The following is an 18,827-nucleotide window of genomic DNA, read 5'->3' on the forward strand; positions in this document are numbered from 1 at the left end:
GAAAACCTCTGTTTTTGCATCAGGACTGCTTCAGCCACGCCACAAACTCATCCAGGGTAATGGTGTTGCTGTCGCATTTCTTTTTCATCTCTCTGGCCTGTTCGCTCCAGGCGTAGAAATCGGTGTCCGAGATGCGTCCCGCCTTGATCCAGGCAAAGCGCTTCTTGTATTCTTTGCGGTAGGCCTTAAAGACTGGATCATCGGATTGCTTCTTCGTCCATTGCTGGAAGGCCCCGGCCTCCCGGCAGGTCTGCTGTCCTTCTGCCACGGGGCGTTCACAGTACTCTGCGCTGACCCGTCCGGTCTGAGGGAAGTAACGGCCACAGTTCTTACAGCGGCGAACGGTAATGCCTCTCTCCACACAGCTGCGCAGGGAGTAGTCGATCATGTCCGAAATACTGGAGGAATACAGGACGGGAGAACAACGCCCAGGCTCCACCGGCTCAAAGCTGAGGGGGATAGGGCGGAAGGAAAACAGGTCGGGATCTTTGGGAGCATCGTATAGATAGTTCTGAGATGCTTGAAGCTGGGGGTTACGTCCTGCGCTGTCCACGTCCAAGACTAAGTCAAAGAAACGTTGGATCTGATTCTGGTACAGGGGGAGCTGCTGGAAGAGGCGTTGCAGTTCGTCCAACATCTGCTGATCCTCTGCGCTGCCTCGGTCGTCATAAATGCCCATGCGGGAAAAACGGTCATACCAACGCACATACAAAAGCTCCAAGTAGATGTGTCGCTGTCCCAACTGGGCCAGTTCCACCATGGCGTCAGTTCCGGCCTGACGGTCATCTTCTGCAACCAGGCGATTCCAGTTGTGGCTGATTCGCTCCAGGGATGGAGTAAGCTCCTGACAGTCCATTTCCAGAAAGGTGAGCAGGCTTTCTAAAAAGGGAAACTCCCGGCAGGTGGCTGGTGCGCCCTGAGTGCCGGAGGCATCAAACTGAAAAAACTCCCGCTTCTCTGAGAAATACATTTTGCTGTACCACATGATTGGTCACCTCGGATTAGACTAATTGTAAAAAGATGATTCGATAGACTTGACACGGATATGGGGGGTGTGTTACCATGGTCAAGTGATGGACTGTCTAAAATAAATTAAGATAAGTCTAACACCAGAGAGATGATCTGTCAATGAAAATTCTCTCTGCTGCACCTTGAAAACTGAACACCCACCACCAGAGATGATACTCGCCGGGGAAGTACCGCCATGACACTGTTATAGGAAAAGCAGTAGAGCGTGCCAAGGGGAAGCAAACGCCGTGTAGGTTAAGCAGGGCAGGAACGAGTATGGTGTATGGCCCAAAGGTAAGTGCATAAAAAAAGACCGCTGAACTGCTGCAACAGTTCAACGGCCAGCTGCGTTACGGAGAACACAGCCCGATCTGTGTGTAGTTTATCAGAGAGACCTCCGAAATGCAAGAAAAATCTGTTCTCTGAATGCAAATGAAAACGGAGGTATCAGTGAAAAAATCTATCTATCAAAATTATGAAGAACTGCCGCTGTTTTTGAACTCTGAGACGGTGGCAAAAACATTAGGTGTCTCACCATCCAGTACTTATGAGTTGATGCATGAGCCGGACTTCCCCGTGCTGCGCATCGGCAATCGCATGGTGGTACCCAAGGAACAGTTCATCCAGTGGGTGATGGAACGCACGGGAGGTGGAAGATGAAGTACCAGGGAAACTTTTTCTCTTTGCCCAATGACATCTTTGTCTTAGGGCTGTGCTCAGGTGAGCTATCAGTGTACAGCTATCTCCGCCGATGCGAAGACCAGAAAACACACCAGTGCTGGCCCAGCTATAAGAACATCGGAAGTGCCGTGTGTATGAGTGAGAACACGGTGAGTAAGTATGTGCAGATGTTGGTGGAGCGTGGGATGATCACCACGGAACCTACCAAGGTCACAACCAGGAAGGGTGTGACCCGAAACGGAAATTTGTTGTACACAGTAATGCCTCCACTGGAAGTGATTGATCAGCACTACCAGCAGAAGCTGGTGGAGCTGGGGCGGGAAACGGAGCGGATTCGGGTGCAGAAGCTCCAGGAGCAGCAGGCCCAAGGAGCCTTGTGGACCCCGCTGTGAGAGGCTGTGTGCCCGGTTGCGGCACAGGGGAAGCCCCTGCCCCACATGGGGAATTTTGAGCGAATTTGGGCCGATTTCGAGGACTCTGCGGAGGACCAAATGGGGACCCCGCCGAAGCCCAGCGCAAGCGGGTTCGGTGGGGAGAGGAGGAGCAGTGGAATGAGCGAGTTTTCGCCCTTTGGGGCGGAAATGAGAGATATGGAGCTTGCGACGACGAAAAGCAGGATAAAGGCCGGGGGTCATCCGGCCAGCCACAACTGCCCGCAGTGCGGGCAGTGACGGGGGTTTGCGCAGGTTGAAACATGGGGTCAAATCCAGAAAGGAGCGGAAATTCTGCGGTCCTTATCCCGAAACCCTTACTCCCACAACAAAAATACTGGGGTCAATACCCCGAAAGGAAGGAATATGAGCAAAAAAGAAAAATTTCCCCTATACCTTACGCCAGAGAAAAAAGCCCTCCTGGAGCGGCGGTATCCAGAGGACGGAAGCCGAAGTCTCACCGCCTTCATTGAAAACGCCATCGACTTTTACCTGGACTATCTCAGCGCCAACAACGCCGGACTATTTCTCCCCACCTCGGTTCAATCCTACCTGGACGGCAGACTGGATCAACTGGAGAACCGTATCTCCTCTCTGCTTTTCAAACAGGCAGTGGAGCTGGACATGGGGCTGAGTACTCTGGTGGACTGCGTTCAGCTGGGGGAAGAATATCTGAAGCAACAGCGTGCCGAGAGCGTTGCTAACGTAAAGCGCACCAACGGTCGGCTGCGACTGGAGGAGAAGGTGCGAGACGCCAACGGGAGTGATGACGAGTGGCAAGACTGATTGTCAAAAGCCCGTACATCAAGTGCAATGACAGTCAAGGTGCAGCTGGTTACATGAAGTACATTGCCACACGAGAACGGGTGGAGATCCTACCCGATGACCGTCCACCCACTCGGAAACAAGAGCAGCTGATTACAAAACTGTCCAAAGACTTCCCAGGAATGAAAGAGCTGCTGGAGTACGAGGACTACGCACAGCATCCCACCAAGGCCAATGCCTCAGCTCTCATCACTCTGGCTCTTGAGGAGAACTGGTCCAAGGTCAGCTCCTCCGAGGGCTACGCCAAGTACATCGCCACTCGTCCTCGTGCCCAGCGTCTGGGCGACCACGGACTGTTCGGGGACGAGGAAGGTGTGGATCTGGACAAGGCTATGGCTGAATTGGAACACTACACCGGAAACGTATGGACACACATCATCTCTCTGCGTCGGGAGGACGCAACACGCCTGGGCTACAATAATGCCCAGGCGTGGCGATCCCTGCTGCGTACCCATCGAAATGAGATTGCAACCGCTATGAAAATCCCACCCCAGGATTTTAGATGGTACGCCGCCTTCCACGACGAGGGGGAACACCCTCATGTGCATATGATGGCCTGGTCAGTGAAACCGGGACAGGCGTATCTATCCAAGGACGGGATCAAACAGATCAAATCCACCCTCACCAATCAAATCTTCAAGCAGGAGATGTACCACCTCTACCAGCAAAAGTCTGCCAGCAGAGATGAGCTGGTACAGGAAGCCCGGAAGGTGATGCTAGAGATGTCCCGTCAAATGGCACAGGGAATTTGCGAACATCCAGACATGGAACAGCTCATGGAAGAGCTGGCCCAGCAGTTGGACGGCGTAAAGGGCAAGAAGTCCTACGGCTATCTGTCCAAGCCTCTGAAAAAGCTGGTGGATGAGATCGTCAATCAAACGGAGCGCCTGCCCGTGGTTCATCGGTGCTATCAAACGTGGTGGGAACTCCAATGTCAGATCAATCGATTCTACTCCGGCCAGGAACAACAGCGCCCACCTCTGTCTCAACAGAAGGAGTTCCGTGCCATCAAAAACGCCGTCATCAAGGAGGCCGAGCGCATCCGGCTCAACCGAATCTCCTTTGAGGATCGTGGCATGGAGGATCGAGGTGGTTGGGTAGCAGATCAGGAACTCCCCTGGGACTGCTATGTCCTTCGATCCATCATCGAAAATGAGGAGCAGACACGGGAAGAACGAGTGGATGCGGCAGTGCAAATGAAACGTCTGGCCCAAGACGGTGATGCCTATGCCCAATATCTGATGGGGCTACTATACCGGGACGGTGGCCTGGTAATTCCGGACACGGAGAGAGCCCAGTACTGGATGGAACAGGCGGCGTCACAGAATGTGCCAGCGGCTCAATACGCCCTGGGGAAACTGCTTCTCTCTGATGATCCCCTGGTGCATGATCCAGACCAGGGCATCCGATGGTTAAAAGCATCTGCTCAAAACGGAAACGACTACGCTGCCTATACTCTGGGCAAGGAGTATCTCAGCGGCAGATATGTGTTCAAGAATACAGAAAAGGCGGCAGAGTATTTCCGTCAGGCGGCCCAAGGGGACAATCCCTGGGCGCAGTACCTCCTGGGTAAGCTGTGCCTCATGGGAAATGGGGTAGAGCAGGATGAGGAGGCTGCCTATCAGTGGTTTCAGGCTGCAGCAGAACGGGGGCATGTCTATGCTGAGTTCTTTGTGGAGCGCATGGATCAGGGGTGGATAGCCTCACCCCAGCTGATGCTCTCCACCACCCGACTTCTCCACCATATGGGCAACATCTTCCGGGACAACACTCCAGCTGCTTCAACATCCGGCGGGCCACACATCGACCGGAAACGGCTGCAGAAGCTCAGGGCAAAGAAGATCGCCCTGGGCCATAAGCCGGACGATCATGAGGAGGAGCAGCAGAGTTGGGGTATGAGCATGCAATAACGCAGAAGGCTCTCTGCGATCACTGCAGAGAGCCTTACAATTCAATGCCAAGCAGGTGATAAGCATCTGCCTCAGAATACCAACCGCTTTTCTCAACTGAGTTCCAGCCTTTCTGAACTTCGGACATCAGGCGATCTATGGCCTCGGTCTTCAAAGAAGGTTCTGCGGGGGAGGTATGGTCTTCCCAAGAGTAAGACATTGGGACATGCCTCCTCTGCACAAAAGTTTATGGCAACAGTATAGCATGAGTAGGCTGTAGTTGCGAAGCATGGCACTTGTGCCCTAGATATAAGTTGCCTTATGAGTGGTGTTAAATTGCATTGCTTTTGTGCGCACAATCGTGTATGATGAGATGGAAGAGGAGTATACTATTCTGAAAGGAGTTTTGGATATGGCGAAATCGGCAAATCTCTATGCACGCATCGAGCCGGAGGTCAAGGAACAGGCGGAAGCAATTTTGAGTGCCCTGGGAATCCCGGCATCTAATGCTATTACTATGTTTTACAAACAAGTCATCCTCCAACGGGGTCTACCCTTTGAAGTCAAGCTTCCAGAGCATCCGGTGGATATCAGCCGCATGACTGTCCAGGAGCTTGACGCAGCGCTTGAAAAGGGTTATGCCCAGATGAAGGCTGGGCAAACGATTTCAGCTAAGCAGGTGTTTGATGAACTGCGAGGAGAGCTGGATATATGAGTTATGAGGTGACGTTGACTCCGGAGGCGAAACGTGATCTGCGGGAGATATACCGATATATTGCGGTAGATCTTCAGTCAGTGCAGAATGCAAACAATCAGTTGGGGCGACTGGAACGGCATATCCTCAATCTGAACCAGATGCCAGAACGATTTCGACTCTATGATCGGGAGCCTTGGCGCAACCGCAATTTACGTGTGATGCCGGTGGATCACTATCTGGTGTTCTATATTCCAGACCATCAGGAGAAGCGTGTTACAGTACTCCGTGTCATGTATGGTGGGCGGGATGTTGATGCGTTGCTTCAAGAAATGTAATCAATGAAATGTTTTTTGAGAAAGAGTCGAGAGATCGGCTCTTTTTCTTATGCCTGAAGAGCGGACATAGTCAAAGGCCTCCCACAGCGAGGGAGGCCTGATCAAACTCAAGATGGAATTGTTCCGCCAACATAGAACTCAGCCATATCGTCCAAACGCAGGCAAGCCAGATGACGATTCATAACGTTCAAGTGGCCACACCCGCAATCAATGTCGATGATCCCATCCCCATGCCAGATGGAATAATCCTCGTCCGTTTTGTTAGTGAGAAATACTGTGGGCGTGTGGCCGACGATGCAGACGGTGTCCGGGTAGGGGCTTGTGCTGTCCGGCTCCACCCGGCCCCAAATGCGGGTGTCGGGATCCTCACCGGGGCAGCCGTGGACTAGATGGAACTTCTGACCGTTTACGGTGAGTTCCAGATGATCTGGCAGGCCAGAAAGAAAACGAAGAATGCGGTTTCGCTGCTGGGGTGTACGGTGGTAGAGCAGTTCCCGGTAGGTGGTTGCTCCACCGTTGTACCGCCACAGATCCCGGGCGCCGACTTCATTGCATGGGCCCAGGGTGCTCAGACACATCTGCTCGTGGTTGCCCAGGAGCATGGTTATATTGGGAGCATCCATGATCTGCTCCAGGATGTCTACGCCGCCGGTGCCCCGGTCGATCACATCGCCAAGAATATATAAATGATCTGTATCGGAGAAATGAATCTGCTCCAACATCTCCTGAAAGAAATCCAGCTCTCCGTGAAGATCCGACATACAGTAAATCATCCGTCTCGCCCCCTTCGGTGGGAATAGAATAATCGCATCTTACCATAAGGACTGGACAGATACAAGATGGTGCTCAGGAGTTGCGCCACATAAAACAAAAAAGCCCGGACAAATGATAACAATCTGATAACTTGTTGGGTTTGGAATGGCTATTGTCTCTGCTCTGTGGTATTGTGTGTCGCTGATAAGGAGGCGACATCCTATGAACGATTACATGAAGGCTCTATACCAGCAGTTCTTCCGGAAGCCGGATGTCACGGAACTGGAGGACGAGATTGAAACTGCCCGCCAGGAAGTGCGGGATTGCCTGGACAAACTACAGCGACGCAGGCTCATGGACCTGGTAGATGCCCAAACCCTATTGCGAGAAGAGATTTCCCAGGCCAGCTTCACCGCAGGATTCAAAGTGGCCTGGGAAATCGCAAAAGAACTGGAGGCAGATGGTCTGTACCCATTCGAACGAGAGGTAGCAGAGCACAGCTGTCGTCACATGGAAATGAGAAAGGAGGGATGAAAACATGGGAAAGCGCAGACCATCTGGGGATGGCATGGTTCGCAGACGGAAGGATGGCTGCTGGGAGGGACGCATCGTCATCGGTCATAAGAACAACGGCAGTCCCATCTTCCGCTATGTGTCGGCCAAGACTCAGAAAGAACTGCTGAAAAAGCTACATCAGAGCATGGAGGAATACCAGGGGGTGGACCTCACCGAGGAAAGCAAAATGCCCCTGAGCCAATGGCTGGACCGCTGGCTGGAGGAGTACGCCGCACCATCGGTGCGTCCCTCCACTCTGGAGGGCTACCGGGGGTACATCAACCGCAACATCAAACCCTATCTGGGGAATAAGCCAGTGGGGAAGATCACCGCCGACGATGTTCGGAAGCTATACCGGGAATTACAGAGAAACGGACGGCAGGAGTGCCACCCGGAGCATGGGCACAAACTGTCTGGTGGCACCATCAGACGCATCCACGGGGTCTTCCATGAGGCTATGGACGCTGCGGTGCGGGAAAACCTCATTCCCAGGAACCCCACCGAAGGCATCACCTTACCGAAGAAGAAAACGGCCCCCAAGCAGATTCTCAATGATGCCCAGCTGGAGAAATTCATGAAGGTAATTCGAGAGGATTCTATCTGGCACGACTTCTTCTACACAGAACTGACCACTGGCTTGCGGCGAGGTGAACTCTGTGGGCTTATGTGGAGCGACTTCGATGAGAAGCACGGAACGCTCTCTGTTCACCGGACAATACACAGGCAAAAGGGAGGAGGGATGATTGCAGGAGAACCCAAGACGGGAACAGGGAAGCGAACCATCACCTTGCCGCCCAGCACCGTCCAGCTTCTGGCCCAGCGCAAGAAAACATCCTACTCCCAGTGGATCTTCCCCAATCCACTCCGACCCGAGCAGCCCACCAGTCCCAACGCTGCATACAGCCGACTGAAGAAGCTGCTGCAAAAGACTGGCCTGCCTGATATTCGCTTCCACGATCTGCGGCACACCTTCGCCACCCATGCCCTGGCCAGCGGCGTGGATGCCAAGACACTCTCGGGTATTCTGGGCCATACCCAGGCCTCCTTCACCCTGGATACCTACACCCATGTGACCGGGGATATGCAGAGGCGAGCCAGCGAGATTGTGGGTGGGTTCATGGAAGCCATGATGGTGAGGTGAGCGTATGGCTGGGAAACGAAAGAAAGGGGAGGGCACCGTCCGCCTGAGAAAAGATGGACGTTGGGAGGGCCGGGTGGTGGTGGGCTACGATGAGGAGGGCAACCCCAAGACAAAAAACGTGCTGGCCAAGACCAAAAAGGAGTGCGTGGAAAAGCTCAGGGAGCTGAAAAGCCAGTGTGGCGTGGTCCGGCCCATTCAGGTGCAATCGGACATGCTCTTCCGGGACTGGATGGACTACTGGTATCAGAACCACGCAAAGCCGAAACTTCGCCCGACCACCCAGCAGGGATATGAATACTGCATCATCCACCACTTGAATCCGGGGGTGGGGGACATCCCCCTCAACCAGCTGACCCAGGCGGATCTCCAGCAGTTCTTCCGGCGGATGAAGGAGAGCGGACGTAAGGCCAACGTGGAGCACCACGGTGCCGGTGTGGCAGACCGAACGGTGCGCAACTGCCACGCAGTCTGCCAGATGGCCCTGGAGAAGGCGGTGGAAGAGAAGCTGATCCACACCAACCCGGCGGTGGGCTGTAAACTCCCGCCTCTGAAGGGTAAGGAGATGAAAATTCTCTCCCAAGAGGAGATACAGCGCTTCCTCATCCAGGCCAAGGCAGAGGGAATGTACGAGCTGTTCCTGCTGGAATTGACTACCGGAATGCGCAGGGGAGAGCTGCTGGCCCTCCGATGGGATGACCTGGACTTTGCCACCGGAAAACTGCGCATTGACAAGCAGGTCTGTCCTGTGGGTGGAAAGTTGGTCATCAGTGAGCCCAAGACCAAGGCGGCCAATCGCACCATCATTCTCCCCACTGCCATGGTGGAACTGCTGGCGGAATATAAAAAAGGTGTCTTCTCTGAATTGATGTTCCCGTCTCGCACCAAACCGGATCAGCCCATTGATCCTGGCTATGTCCGGAAGCGACTACAGGCAATTCTGAAACGGGCAGGGTGCAAGAAGGTGAGATTCCACGATTTGCGCCATACCTTCGCGACCCTGTCCCTGGAGAATGGAATGGATGTGAAGACCCTGTCTACCATCATCGGCCATGTTTCCTCGGAGACGACGTTGAATACCTATACCCACATCACCGACGAGATGCGGCGCAAGGCGGCGCTGAACATCGACCAGGGGATTGCTAAGGCAGAGGTGCAGCCGCTCCCAGAGGAGGAGCATGAAGAGCCAAAGAGGGAAGTGTTCACCCCTGTCCAGCCCACTCGGCGCAGGCCGGGAACTGGAAGTGTCAGTCAGATCAACGACCATCTCTGGGAGGGCAGATACTCTCCTGTGTGGCCCGACGGCAAAAAACGCCCCCGAAATGTCTACGCCCCCACCCAAGAGAAGTGCGAGGAGAAGCTGGCAGAGTTAATCCGGGGGACGAATGCGGAGATTGCAGCGCTCCGCTCCGGGGAGAGTACGGACTACCCGGATGACGTGAACCCAAAGAAAAAGGCCATTGCGGACTATCTGCGGGAGCACCCTGGTGTGACCAATAAGGCCAAGATTGCTAGAGAACTACATGTGAGCCGCCCCACGGTGCAGCGGTACTACGATGAAGTCAGGGCGGAGATTCGGAAGCATGTATGACGAGAGAAACAGGGGAGGCTGTGCAATATCAAAGCACACCTCTCCTGATTTTTGGCCAATAGCTGGAGATGAGGTGATAAGGTTCTGGCAGTTGCACAGGTAGCAAAAAAGCAGGCACATCTTACGGCGCGCCTGCCTTTTTGCTCGGAGTGTAATCATAGGGCTTGGAAAGATTAAGGCATATCAATGGTTCGTCAGCAACAAGAGCGGGGGGGCTGAAGTGGTGCTTGCCATTTTGTTTTCGAAGATCCTTTGCAAATTACTAGATAGTTCTAGCCTGAAGTTTCTCACAAAAGTTTTGTTTAGATTCCTCCGTGAAGTAATGGATATTTGTAGAAAAAAAACGAATGGCATCATCGACTTTATTTTGCTTTGCAAGTAATTTGCTTTTGCAGATAACAACAGTATTATTATTTGAGCCTTCAGTTTCTAATTCCTTGATAGTTTCTTCCATAATATCAATTCTGTTGAAAAATTGCGCTATATCAAATTTAACGACAAGTGCATACTTTTTATCTCGTGGGAAATCCATACATGCTTGGGTAATTTGTGTTAAGGCGCCATCAAAATCTTGTCCAACATATGCGGTATACAGGGAATTGCATCTTGCATACATACTTTGAGCTTTTTCACTTTGTATTCTGGCTAGTTTTTCAAGCAATTCATACAATAACTCGTCTTTTGGTTCTTTGTAATAAGTGTTAATTAAGCAGTCAAAATATGCTTGTATATGATACGGATTATCAGAATACAAATAGTAATTTTCTTTGGCTAGAACAGTCGCTTCTTCAAATTGTTGTAAATTTTTTAATACTAGCACTTTTTCACGTTTTGCTTTTGACATATCACCACGCTTATCAAGTAATTCATTCAAATATTTTAGCGCCCTATCATTTTTTCCAATTTGCCGATAATAAAATGCCAATAAAAATGTCCGATCGTCATAATCAAGGGCTCTAACTTCGGTTAAAAAATCACCACTTTTTAGTTTTGCTAAAGCGGAGCACAGTAGGTATCGGGTTTCATAAATTATTCTTCCGTCTGTATTGTCGACATGCTCTAACGATGTACGAGCCAAATTAACAACATCATCATATTTCATATCAGCGTATAGATCTGACATACTTTTAAGATAAACTGACGGTATCACGTAGTCAGCAACTACATATTTACCTTGCTTTATATTCTCACGAATAGCAAGTAAGAAATCATTTGCGTTATACCAAGGAGTTTCGTCATTGGAAAAGTACAGTTTACAAGGGACTACACAGGGTAGGTATCTGACGGGAGGGGTGCCGCCAGTCAGATTTTCCATGTGATGTTCAAGCTGTCGCTTGTGGCGGCTATGGTGGTGATCATCAAATCCACCACACGCCGCTTGTCATCAAAAGATACATTCTCCCAGGTATCGAGGTAGCCGGAAATCTGGCTGACCTGTTCCGGGCTGATGGCCTCCACAGTCAACTCCGCTATCCTTGCCAGAAGTTCCTGCTTGCGCCCGTCCAGTTCCGCTATCTTCACATTCACATAGGAGAACAGGACATTGTTTGCCCCCGTCAGACTGTCCACCAGCTTTTCAATCTCGCTGTCTACATGGGCAAGTTCCACTTGCAGGGCGGTGATTTTCGGGTTTGCCTTTGCCGCTTTCTTTTTTCCTGTCAGCGTCTTGTAGCTTGCCAGCTTCTTTACCATCTGCTGATAAACAACCGCTTCCAGTTCCGAAGTGATGATTTTCCCACAGCCAGGACAGCTTTTATTGTCCAGCCGTTTCGTGCAGCGGAGATACTGTTTGCCGGAGGGATTGTAGATACTCATAAGAGCATACCCGCAATTCCCGCACTTGATTTTTCCTGCCAGCCATGTGTGGGTGGCTTTCCGGGCAGACTGGATTTTCATGTTGTTCATCAGCTTCTTGCGGCAGGTCAGCCAGGTGTCGGAGGGGACGATACCCTCATGGGGAGCCAGTACCAGCATTTGGTCTTTTAAGTCGTTTTTCTTGCTGGCCTTTACATCTCGCCCTTGATACAGATAGCAGCCGTTCATGCCCGTAAAATCGGCAACGTCATTGACAATGACTGTACCTTGACTTTTGAAAAATTCGTACACATCAAGGTCTGCCTGCACATAGACAGGATTGCGTAACATCTGCGCCAGCGTGGGGCGTATCAGCTCTTTGCCATGGAACAAAATCCCCTGTTCGGCAAAGTACCGGGTAATGTCCCCGTAGGAAGTTGTGGGCTGGGCGTACATCTCAAACATCAGCCGGATATTGGCCGCTTCCTCCGGGTTTACCACCAGCTTCTTTGTGTTGATACCGTCCATCTTGATAGGCTCCGTATGGAAGCCGTAAGGGGCTTTCCCGCCCATCTTAAAGCCCCGCTGACTGCGGGAGTAGTAAGCGTCCGTTACCCGCTTCTGTATCGTTTCCCGTTCAAGCTGGGCGAACACGATACAGATATTCAGCATGGCCCGTCCCATCGGCGTGGAGGTATCAAACTTTTCCGTAGAGGACACAAACTCCACATTGTACTGCTGGAACAGCTCCATCATGTTGGCAAAGTCCAGAATGGAACGGCTGATACGGTCGAGCTTGTAAACCACGACCTTTGCAATCAAGCCCCGCTTGATGTCCCGCACCAGTTCTTGAAACTTCGGACGGTCTGTGTTCTTGCCGCTGTACCCTTTGTCTGTGTATTCCTTGCAGTTACCGCCTTTCAACTCGTATTTGCAAAATTCAATCTGGCTTTCAATGGAAATGCTGTCCTTTTTGTCTACCGATTGTCTTGCATAGATTGCGTCTATCCGATTGTTCATATTGTCGCTCCTTTTCTTAAAAAAGAAACGGAGCTGCTGACAGTTCTATTATACCGCCAGCAGCCCCGCAAATCAATGATGGGTTTGGAAAACCTTATGTCCCGGCTTCCTCACTCTCCCGCTTGTCGGCGTACTTGCGGAACACCTCATAAAGCTGCTGTTCCAGTTCCCGGCGTTTGGCTGCTTCCTGTTCCGGCGTGAACACCGGGGAGAGATTTTCCAGTGTGATTTCCTTTCCCTGAAAAGTCACGATTTCGATTTCCTTTTTGTATCTGATATTACTTATAAGATCACCTTTCCTTTCCATGCTGCCGCTGTTGCCGTTTCAGTTCCGCTAAAATCTCCGGCGGGATACGGTCAACCAGCCGCCGCATATCGTCCAGTTCGCTTTTTAACTTCGCCCGTTCCATCGTGTCATTCATCTTGCCTTTTTCGCTGGCCTTTGCCCTGACTTCCAGCTTTTCATTTTCCGCTAACAAGTCATTGATTGTGACCTTGTATTTTTTCAGTTGCCCGGAGAAGTTCTCCATCTGCGGAAACCACTTTTTCAGCATGGAGAGGGCTTCCTCTTTCTTCTTTCCGGCGTTCAGCGGGGTAATGCCGGAGAGAACCGCTTCAATGGCCCTCGCCTGTTTGGAGAGGTTGACCGCCTGTTTGAACAGCCGGGTGGGGATATGCTTCCGGCCCGTCTTGCTGGCGCTTTCCCCACGCTCCAGGTCGGGGTACTGCTCCACCATACAGGCGTGAAAATCGTCCTGCCACTTCGTCAGATTGGCCCGGTTGCCGATAATTTCTTTGGCGCACAGGCGGTTGTCCTTTGTCAGCGGCACAAAGACCAAGTGCAGATGGGGCGTTTTTTCATCCATGTGTACCATAGCCGAAACGATGTTCTCCCGGCCCACCCGGTCAATGAGGAAGTCCGCCGCCCTCTGGAAGTAGGCCGCTATCTCCTTTGGGGACTTGCCCTTGAAAAACTCCGGGCTGGCGGTAATCAGCGTGTCCACAAACCGAGTGCTGTCCTTGCGGGTGCGGCATCTGGCCTGCTCGATGCGGCTCTGAATGAAATGGTAGTAGCGGCCATCCGGCTTGACGATGTGGAAATTGTACTTGCTCCGGCTGGTGTCAATGTCCGGGTTGCTGGCGTACTGCTCCTTTTTCCGTTCATGGTGGGCTTCCAGCGGCCCCGCCGGGTGGCCCTTGTGCTTCTCAAATCGCAAAATTGCGTGTTGTGCCATTGAACTCCTTTCCCCATTCCATTCCTTTCCGGCGGGTTTTCCCGCCGAAAATATCTCTGATAGGATTGGAATGGAATGAATGTAAATAGATGGTTTTAATCTCTGTATTTCTATATACCGTCAGATTTCCGTACTTCAAGAGGATTGATTTTCGTACTCGCCAAGTACGGTTTTCAGCCCTCCGGCGTACCATAACCGGATTTCTTGAAGTCGGTGTTTGGAACCGCTTCATAGGATTTCGGGTAAATGCGGTTGGGTTTTCCACAGCCCTGTTTCTGGATTTCCACCAGCCCCGCATACTGCAACTCCCGCAGGGTGTTGACCGCTTTCTGCCGCCCGCAGCGGAGCAAAGCGACCACCTCGCAGATGGGGTAGTACAGGTAGACCCGCCCGTACTCGTCCGCCCAGCCGTTCTTCCGGGACAACTCCGCCCGGCGCAGGACAAAGGCATACAGCACCTTCGCTTCGTTGCTCAAGGGCTGGAATGTGGGTGCTTCAAAAAGGAAATTGGGGAGCCGGGTGAAACTGAACGCCTTTTCCGGCTGGTGAATATAAATCGTGTTTGTCATAGCGTGTTTTGTGGACGGTTAGAGGCCCGTTTTCCGGGGCGAATGATAAATGATACCAGCCGCCCCGGTTGAGGGCTTGCGGAGCCTTGCAAATCAAGGCTTTTCCCGCTCTTAACTGTCCACAGCAGACCTCCTTTTCCGTTCACTTTCTGTTTTCTGCCGCCTGTGAACTCTGGCGGCGCAGTCCGGGCAGTATTTGCCCCGGTTGGACTTCGGGACGAACACACCGCCGCACTCCGCACAGCGTTTCAAGTCCCTGTCCCGGTAAATCTCCGCTTCCAGCGTCCTGTCCAGCGGCAAGACCGCCCAGCGGAACCACTTGCAGCAGACGGAGAACGAAATCATCTGCGGACAGGCGCAGGTGTCGCCATCGTCCAGCGCAAGGCAGTTTCCGTCCTCGCAGTTGCAGCACTCCCGGCGTATCAGGCCGCTGGCTCGTCTCTTCTGGGGCGGGGTTATGCGGTAGGGGGAGCCGTCCGGCCTGTGTTCCAGCGGCGGCAGGTGTTGATAGGGTCTTTTGCTCATGCGTCCCTCCGTTTTCTTTGGCGTGTTCTGTTTCCAAGGTGCTTGTCCATCGATGAACTATCCCAAGTCTACACCTTTTTGACCGCCTGTGCCGTATATCCAAGAGGTAGGAAATCAGCCTGAAAAACTCCCTATTTCCACGCTCTCGGATTTGTGATATAATCAAAAAAAGATAAAAGACAAATTCAGGTTTCTGGTCTTCTTGCACAAAATAAAGGAGGAGCTATTATGCAAATTGTTTATATTCCAAGCGAATCAATGTCTGTTCAAGGTAAAAAAGATGAAATCTATAAAAGATATGGGAAAGACTGGAATATTAGAGAACAGGGAGGAGGTAACGGAAATTGGTTGTTGACCAGAAAAAGTGATGTGCTTGTAGATGGAAAAAGTTATCGTACTTTTGTACTTGAACACTACGGTAAATCCAAGCTGACAGCGAAGCTTGTTGATAAATTTCGTGAAGATGTAGCAAATGGTAAAATAAAACTGTAAATGCCTATGCCGTTATGCTATGAGCATAGTACATAGCATAACGGCTTCTCTTTCGTTGAGCTAGCAAGGAGGGTGAATATGTCTTTATCCATACAAGAGCGATTAAAAGACCTACGTGTGGAGCGTGGCTTGACGCTGGGGCAGCTTGCGGAGCAGACCGGGCTTTCCAAGTCTGCGCTGGGCAGTTACGAAACGGAAGACTTCAAGGACATCAGCCACTATGCCCTTATCCGGCTGGCGAAGTTTTACGGTGTGACCGCTGATTATCTGCTGGGGCTGTCTGAAATGAAAAATCACCCAAACGCCGATCTTGCAGACCTGCGTTTGAGTGATGAAATGATTGACCTGCTGAAAAGCGGGAGGATAGACAATACCCTGCTGTGTGAGCTGGCGGCGCACCCGGATTTCCCCCGGCTGATGGCTGACCTTGAAATCTATGTGAACGGAACGGCACTGAAACAGGCGCAGGGTGCAAACGCCATAGTGGACACGATGAGCGCAACTGTTATAAAAAAGCATAATCCTGGCATGAGTGATACGCAGTTAAGACAGCTTATCACCGCCCATATTGATGAGGACGAGTTTTGCCGCTATGTGATACAACGGGACATAAACGGGATTGCCCTTGCTCTGCGGGAAACACACAAGGACGATTTTTTCAGCGTCCCAGAGGATAACCCGCTAAAAGAAATGCTGGAAACTGCTGGTGAAATCGTCAGCCAGGACAGCGACACGGAACAAGCGTACTTGGCGTTTATCTGCAAACGGCTCAAGCTGAATTTTAGGAAGCTGTCAGTAGAAGAACGGAAGTGGCTGAAAAAGATTGCGGAAAAATCCGACTTGCTGAAGAATCCAAAACCGCAGAGAGGACGAAGATAAAAAATGCCTGAACGGCGGTTCTGGTTTTTCAGAACCACCATCCAGGCATTTTGTTTAGTAATAGAAAAAGGTGCAGTTGATTATTGCGTATTGTCAATCTCTCTCAAACCGGGTAGTAAAAATACGGCAAGCGCAACGATGATAATGCCAATTCCGCAAATGACAAACCATTTCTCAACTCCCAGCCGCTCCGCCAGAGGCCCGGAAATGACAAGGCCAAACGGCATGGCGAGGGAAGCGGCGCTTGTCAGTAGAGAAAAAACTCTCCCCAGATATTCTGGTTTGACCGTTTCTTGAAAAATCGCATTTTGCACACCGTAAAATGGAGCGGAAATTCCCATAACAGTACAGCACACAACAAAGACAAGAAATGCGTCTGGCGGCAAAAGCCCGGAGAGCATATTGCTAACGCCCATCAGGAGAACGGAAAGACCGATGGTGTACCGCCGTTTCTTAAAACCGCCCCAAATGCTCAGAATGACTCCGCCAAGCAGCATACCAACCGCAAAAGCAATTTCAGCGGCAGAGGCATGGGCCGGTGTTCCTTTGAAGTATGACATACAGATGAGAGGAAAAAGCGTACTGATTGGCATATAAAAGAACATATAAATTACACCAATCCAGAGCAGAGCAAAGAGGCCCCTGTTTTGCTTTAATACCACATACCCCTCTTTCATATCCTGTAAAAACTGTTGTCTTTTCGTTTCTGGACATAGTTCAGGCGTTGGTATGGACGAAATCGCAACAGTCACACAGGCAAGGATTGCACCCACAATATCTAACAATATAATTGCATTAAGAGGCCAAACAGCATATAAAAACGCTGCGGCAGCTGGACTGATAATCGCACTTACTGCTTGCATGGTCTGCGTGTAACCAGCGCATTTTGTAAGTTCCTCTTTTGGCACAATCATAGGTGTTGCTGCGCTGAATGCTGGAGAATGAAAAGCAGTTCCCGCACTTCGGATTAACAGGACAACCATAATAGACCATACGGGCAATTCCATGTAAAACGCCACCAGCGCCAGAATACCGCCAGCGGCGGCAATTATCAAATCCGCACCAATCATTACGCTTTTACGGCTGTGCCGGTCAACAAAAGCACCTGCAAACGGGCCTAAACAGGCTTGCGGCAAAAATCCAATCAGTGTTGCCGCCGTCAATATGATTGCAGAATTAGTTTTCGCAACCAAATAAAAGATAATGGCCATTTGCAAAATACCGCTGCTAATAAAGGATATTGCTTGTCCGGCAAGAAGTGTAAAATAAGTTTTTCTCCATGAATTGTTGTTTTGGGTCATAATGCGAACCTCCTTTTTTATTGCATTGTTCCTTTGTTTCTGCAATAAAAAGCAGGCGTTGTCCCACAGAGAGGGCAGACGCCTGCATAACAACAAAGCACGAAAAAACACCACGATACAGTTCAAAGACTGCTCGTGTCAAACCTACGTGTTCCTTTGCATACGCACGCAAAAAAAGCCCACCATCATGTGGAAAGGTACTTCTACTTTTTATTGCTTATTAGCGTACACAAATTAACACACGTAAGCCTCCTTCCAATCTCAAACTGTCGCACAGTATAACACACATCCGATAGACTTGTCAACCATTTTTAACCTTGTTTTCCATCTTGTTTTTCCATCTCTTACGGGCAGTAGCAAAGCCAGGCGAGCCAGTCAACGGTCAAGATGAACGGCGCTTTCAGCGCCGCCGTTGACAGTCTCGCCCGTCTTTGCTAATGGGTAATCAAGGCGGGAAAGCCATTTTAGGGCTTTCCCGCCCATTTCAATTTTGGGAGAAGAAAGGCCCCAAAATGAACGAGTGCGGCCAAACACTTTTAGGGATTGGCCACCTTGTCCACCCATCCAGCGGGGCGGCGGGGAACGGTCAAGGCCGGGCGTCAGCCCATTCATTTCAGCCTTGACGGTTTCCTGCCGTCCTGCTACTTTTCCCGGAGTGTGGCCACACATCTGGTCACGGTGTCCAGAGCTTTGGGACTTTTTGTCCCATAGGCCGGGGGCGGAGGACGAGGGACGGGGGCTTTCATAATACGCCCTGTCTGCTGCTGAAATCAGCCCTTTGTTTCCGGCTTACCAGCCCCAAACAAAGCCCTGCTTTCCTGCCGCGTCAAATGCCCTTGCCCTCCCCGGCGGCAACGGTATTTTCAGGGCAACGCCGACAGAGCGTATAACACACTACACTTTGCTCCGCAAAGTCGTGTGCCAAATGGGGCGCTGCCCCCTTTGGAAACCCCCGCAACAAACAGGTGCTATGCACCCAGCCGGGAGCATATATAGTGGCTCAGTTGTCAAGACAAAAATCTAAGATTTTTATAATGAACTGATACGGTGGATAAGTTACAGGGATGAGGTATAGGACGGTGGAATACTCCCATTCCCATATATGCTAA

The 18,827-nt window shown here is 51.2% G+C and carries 21 protein-coding genes; 11 read left to right on the forward strand and 10 right to left on the reverse strand.

All coding sequences use genetic code 11. The annotated features are described in order from the left end of the window. Positions 1-19: 19 nt before the first annotated feature. On the reverse strand, positions 20-985 hold the full coding sequence (locus B5G37_RS11285; protein ID WP_087257561.1) for a DUF6076 domain-containing protein: 966 nt from the start codon (positions 983-985) through the stop codon (positions 20-22). A gap of 473 nt (positions 986-1,458) precedes the next feature. Between B5G37_RS11285 and B5G37_RS11290 the strand changes: the two genes are divergently transcribed. The 4 genes from B5G37_RS11290 to mobP3 all read left to right on the forward strand — a co-directional run bounded on the left by B5G37_RS11290 (position 1,459) and on the right by mobP3 (position 4,855). Beyond that, positions 1,459-1,668, forward strand: coding sequence for a helix-turn-helix domain-containing protein (locus tag B5G37_RS11290; protein ID WP_087257563.1), 210 nt, complete (start codon positions 1,459-1,461; stop codon positions 1,666-1,668). Continuing rightward, positions 1,665-2,081, forward strand: a complete 417-nt coding sequence (locus B5G37_RS11295; RefSeq protein ID WP_087257565.1) for a helix-turn-helix domain-containing protein — start codon at positions 1,665-1,667, stop codon at positions 2,079-2,081. The genes B5G37_RS11290 and B5G37_RS11295 overlap by 4 nt, the downstream gene beginning before the upstream one ends. 405 nt (positions 2,082-2,486) lie before the next feature. Next, positions 2,487-2,906, forward strand: a complete 420-nt coding sequence (locus B5G37_RS11305) for a hypothetical protein (protein WP_087257569.1) — start codon at positions 2,487-2,489, stop codon at positions 2,904-2,906. Next, entirely contained in the window at positions 2,894-4,855 is a 1,962-nt protein-coding gene (mobP3, locus tag B5G37_RS11310; protein WP_087257571.1) for a MobP3 family relaxase, read from the forward strand. Before B5G37_RS11305 ends, mobP3 begins: the two co-directional genes overlap by 13 nt. Positions 4,856-4,889: 34 nt before the next feature. Here the strand turns inward: mobP3 and B5G37_RS15240 are convergent, their stop codons facing one another. Further along, on the reverse strand, positions 4,890-5,054 hold the full coding sequence (locus B5G37_RS15240) for a hypothetical protein (protein ID WP_158099410.1): 165 nt from the start codon (positions 5,052-5,054) through the stop codon (positions 4,890-4,892). Positions 5,055-5,246: 192 nt separating this feature from the next. Here B5G37_RS15240 and B5G37_RS11315 point away from each other — a divergent pair, with 192 nt between their 5' ends. Both B5G37_RS11315 and B5G37_RS11320 read left to right on the forward strand, forming a co-directional pair. Continuing rightward, positions 5,247-5,549, forward strand: a complete 303-nt coding sequence (locus B5G37_RS11315) for a type II toxin-antitoxin system RelB/DinJ family antitoxin (protein WP_087257573.1) — start codon at positions 5,247-5,249, stop codon at positions 5,547-5,549. Continuing rightward, entirely contained in the window at positions 5,546-5,866 is a 321-nt protein-coding gene (locus B5G37_RS11320) for a type II toxin-antitoxin system RelE/ParE family toxin (RefSeq protein WP_087257575.1), read from the forward strand. The genes B5G37_RS11315 and B5G37_RS11320 overlap by 4 nt, the downstream gene beginning before the upstream one ends. Before the next feature lie 107 nt (positions 5,867-5,973). On the opposite strand, the gene B5G37_RS11325 is transcribed toward B5G37_RS11320, so the two are convergent. Further along, positions 5,974-6,639: a metallophosphoesterase gene (locus B5G37_RS11325; RefSeq protein WP_087257577.1), complete on the reverse strand. Its 666-nt coding sequence runs from the start codon at positions 6,637-6,639 to the stop codon at positions 5,974-5,976. A gap of 202 nt (positions 6,640-6,841) precedes the next feature. Between B5G37_RS11325 and B5G37_RS11330 the strand changes: the two genes are divergently transcribed. Genes B5G37_RS11330 through B5G37_RS11340 form a run of 3 tightly spaced genes read left to right on the forward strand, consistent with a single transcriptional unit; the run spans position 6,842 to position 9,903 of the window. Then, positions 6,842-7,153, forward strand: coding sequence for a hypothetical protein (locus tag B5G37_RS11330; protein WP_087257579.1), 312 nt, complete (start codon positions 6,842-6,844; stop codon positions 7,151-7,153). A 4-nt stretch (positions 7,154-7,157) separates the two neighbouring features. Then, positions 7,158-8,315, forward strand: a complete 1,158-nt coding sequence (locus B5G37_RS11335; protein ID WP_087257581.1) for a site-specific integrase — start codon at positions 7,158-7,160, stop codon at positions 8,313-8,315. A 4-nt stretch (positions 8,316-8,319) separates the two neighbouring features. Next, positions 8,320-9,903 carry a site-specific integrase gene (locus B5G37_RS11340; protein WP_087257583.1) on the forward strand — a complete coding sequence of 528 codons (1,584 nt, stop codon included), beginning with the start codon at positions 8,320-8,322 and terminating at the stop codon, positions 9,901-9,903. Between the two features lie 262 nt (positions 9,904-10,165). On the opposite strand, the gene B5G37_RS15585 is transcribed toward B5G37_RS11340, so the two are convergent. From B5G37_RS15585 to B5G37_RS11375, 6 genes are all read right to left on the reverse strand, one after another. Further along, positions 10,166-11,218: a hypothetical protein gene (locus B5G37_RS15585; protein WP_204217920.1), complete on the reverse strand. Its 1,053-nt coding sequence runs from the start codon at positions 11,216-11,218 to the stop codon at positions 10,166-10,168. After that, positions 11,206-12,717 (reverse strand): recombinase family protein, encoded by a 1,512-nt coding sequence (locus B5G37_RS11350; protein ID WP_002575864.1) that lies wholly within the window; start codon positions 12,715-12,717, stop codon positions 11,206-11,208. The genes B5G37_RS15585 and B5G37_RS11350 overlap by 13 nt, the downstream gene beginning before the upstream one ends. Positions 12,718-12,811: 94 nt before the next feature. Continuing rightward, on the reverse strand, positions 12,812-13,024 hold the full coding sequence (locus B5G37_RS11355) for a hypothetical protein (protein WP_002584948.1): 213 nt from the start codon (positions 13,022-13,024) through the stop codon (positions 12,812-12,814). Continuing rightward, positions 13,008-13,952, reverse strand: a complete 945-nt coding sequence (gene mobV / locus B5G37_RS11360; protein WP_002575862.1) for a MobV family relaxase — start codon at positions 13,950-13,952, stop codon at positions 13,008-13,010. Before mobV ends, B5G37_RS11355 begins: the two co-directional genes overlap by 17 nt. Before the next feature lie 173 nt (positions 13,953-14,125). Beyond that, on the reverse strand, positions 14,126-14,521 hold the full coding sequence (locus B5G37_RS11370; protein WP_002575861.1) for a replication initiator protein A: 396 nt from the start codon (positions 14,519-14,521) through the stop codon (positions 14,126-14,128). Positions 14,522-14,632: 111 nt separating this feature from the next. Beyond that, the gene (locus tag B5G37_RS11375) at positions 14,633-15,046 is read right to left on the reverse strand and encodes a cysteine-rich VLP domain-containing protein (protein ID WP_002575860.1); all 414 of its coding nucleotides are present in this window, start codon (positions 15,044-15,046) and stop codon (positions 14,633-14,635) included. A 228-nt stretch (positions 15,047-15,274) separates the two neighbouring features. On the opposite strand from B5G37_RS11375, the gene B5G37_RS11380 reads away from it, so the two are divergent. Together B5G37_RS11380 and B5G37_RS11385 are read left to right on the forward strand one after the other, a co-directional pair. Then, complete coding sequence (locus tag B5G37_RS11380) at positions 15,275-15,538, forward strand: hypothetical protein (protein ID WP_002575859.1); 264 nt, start codon at positions 15,275-15,277, stop codon at positions 15,536-15,538. Positions 15,539-15,616: 78 nt separating this feature from the next. Further along, positions 15,617-16,417, forward strand: a complete 801-nt coding sequence (locus B5G37_RS11385) for a helix-turn-helix transcriptional regulator (protein WP_002575858.1) — start codon at positions 15,617-15,619, stop codon at positions 16,415-16,417. An 80-nt stretch (positions 16,418-16,497) separates the two neighbouring features. Here the strand turns inward: B5G37_RS11385 and B5G37_RS11390 are convergent, their stop codons facing one another. Continuing rightward, on the reverse strand, positions 16,498-17,718 hold the full coding sequence (locus B5G37_RS11390) for an MFS transporter (RefSeq protein ID WP_002584949.1): 1,221 nt from the start codon (positions 17,716-17,718) through the stop codon (positions 16,498-16,500). Between the last annotated feature and the right edge of the window lie 1,109 nt (positions 17,719-18,827).

The sequence above is a fragment of the Pseudoflavonifractor sp. An85 genome (genome assembly GCF_002161235.1).
GTDB lineage: Bacteria > Bacillota > Clostridia > Oscillospirales > Oscillospiraceae > Enterenecus.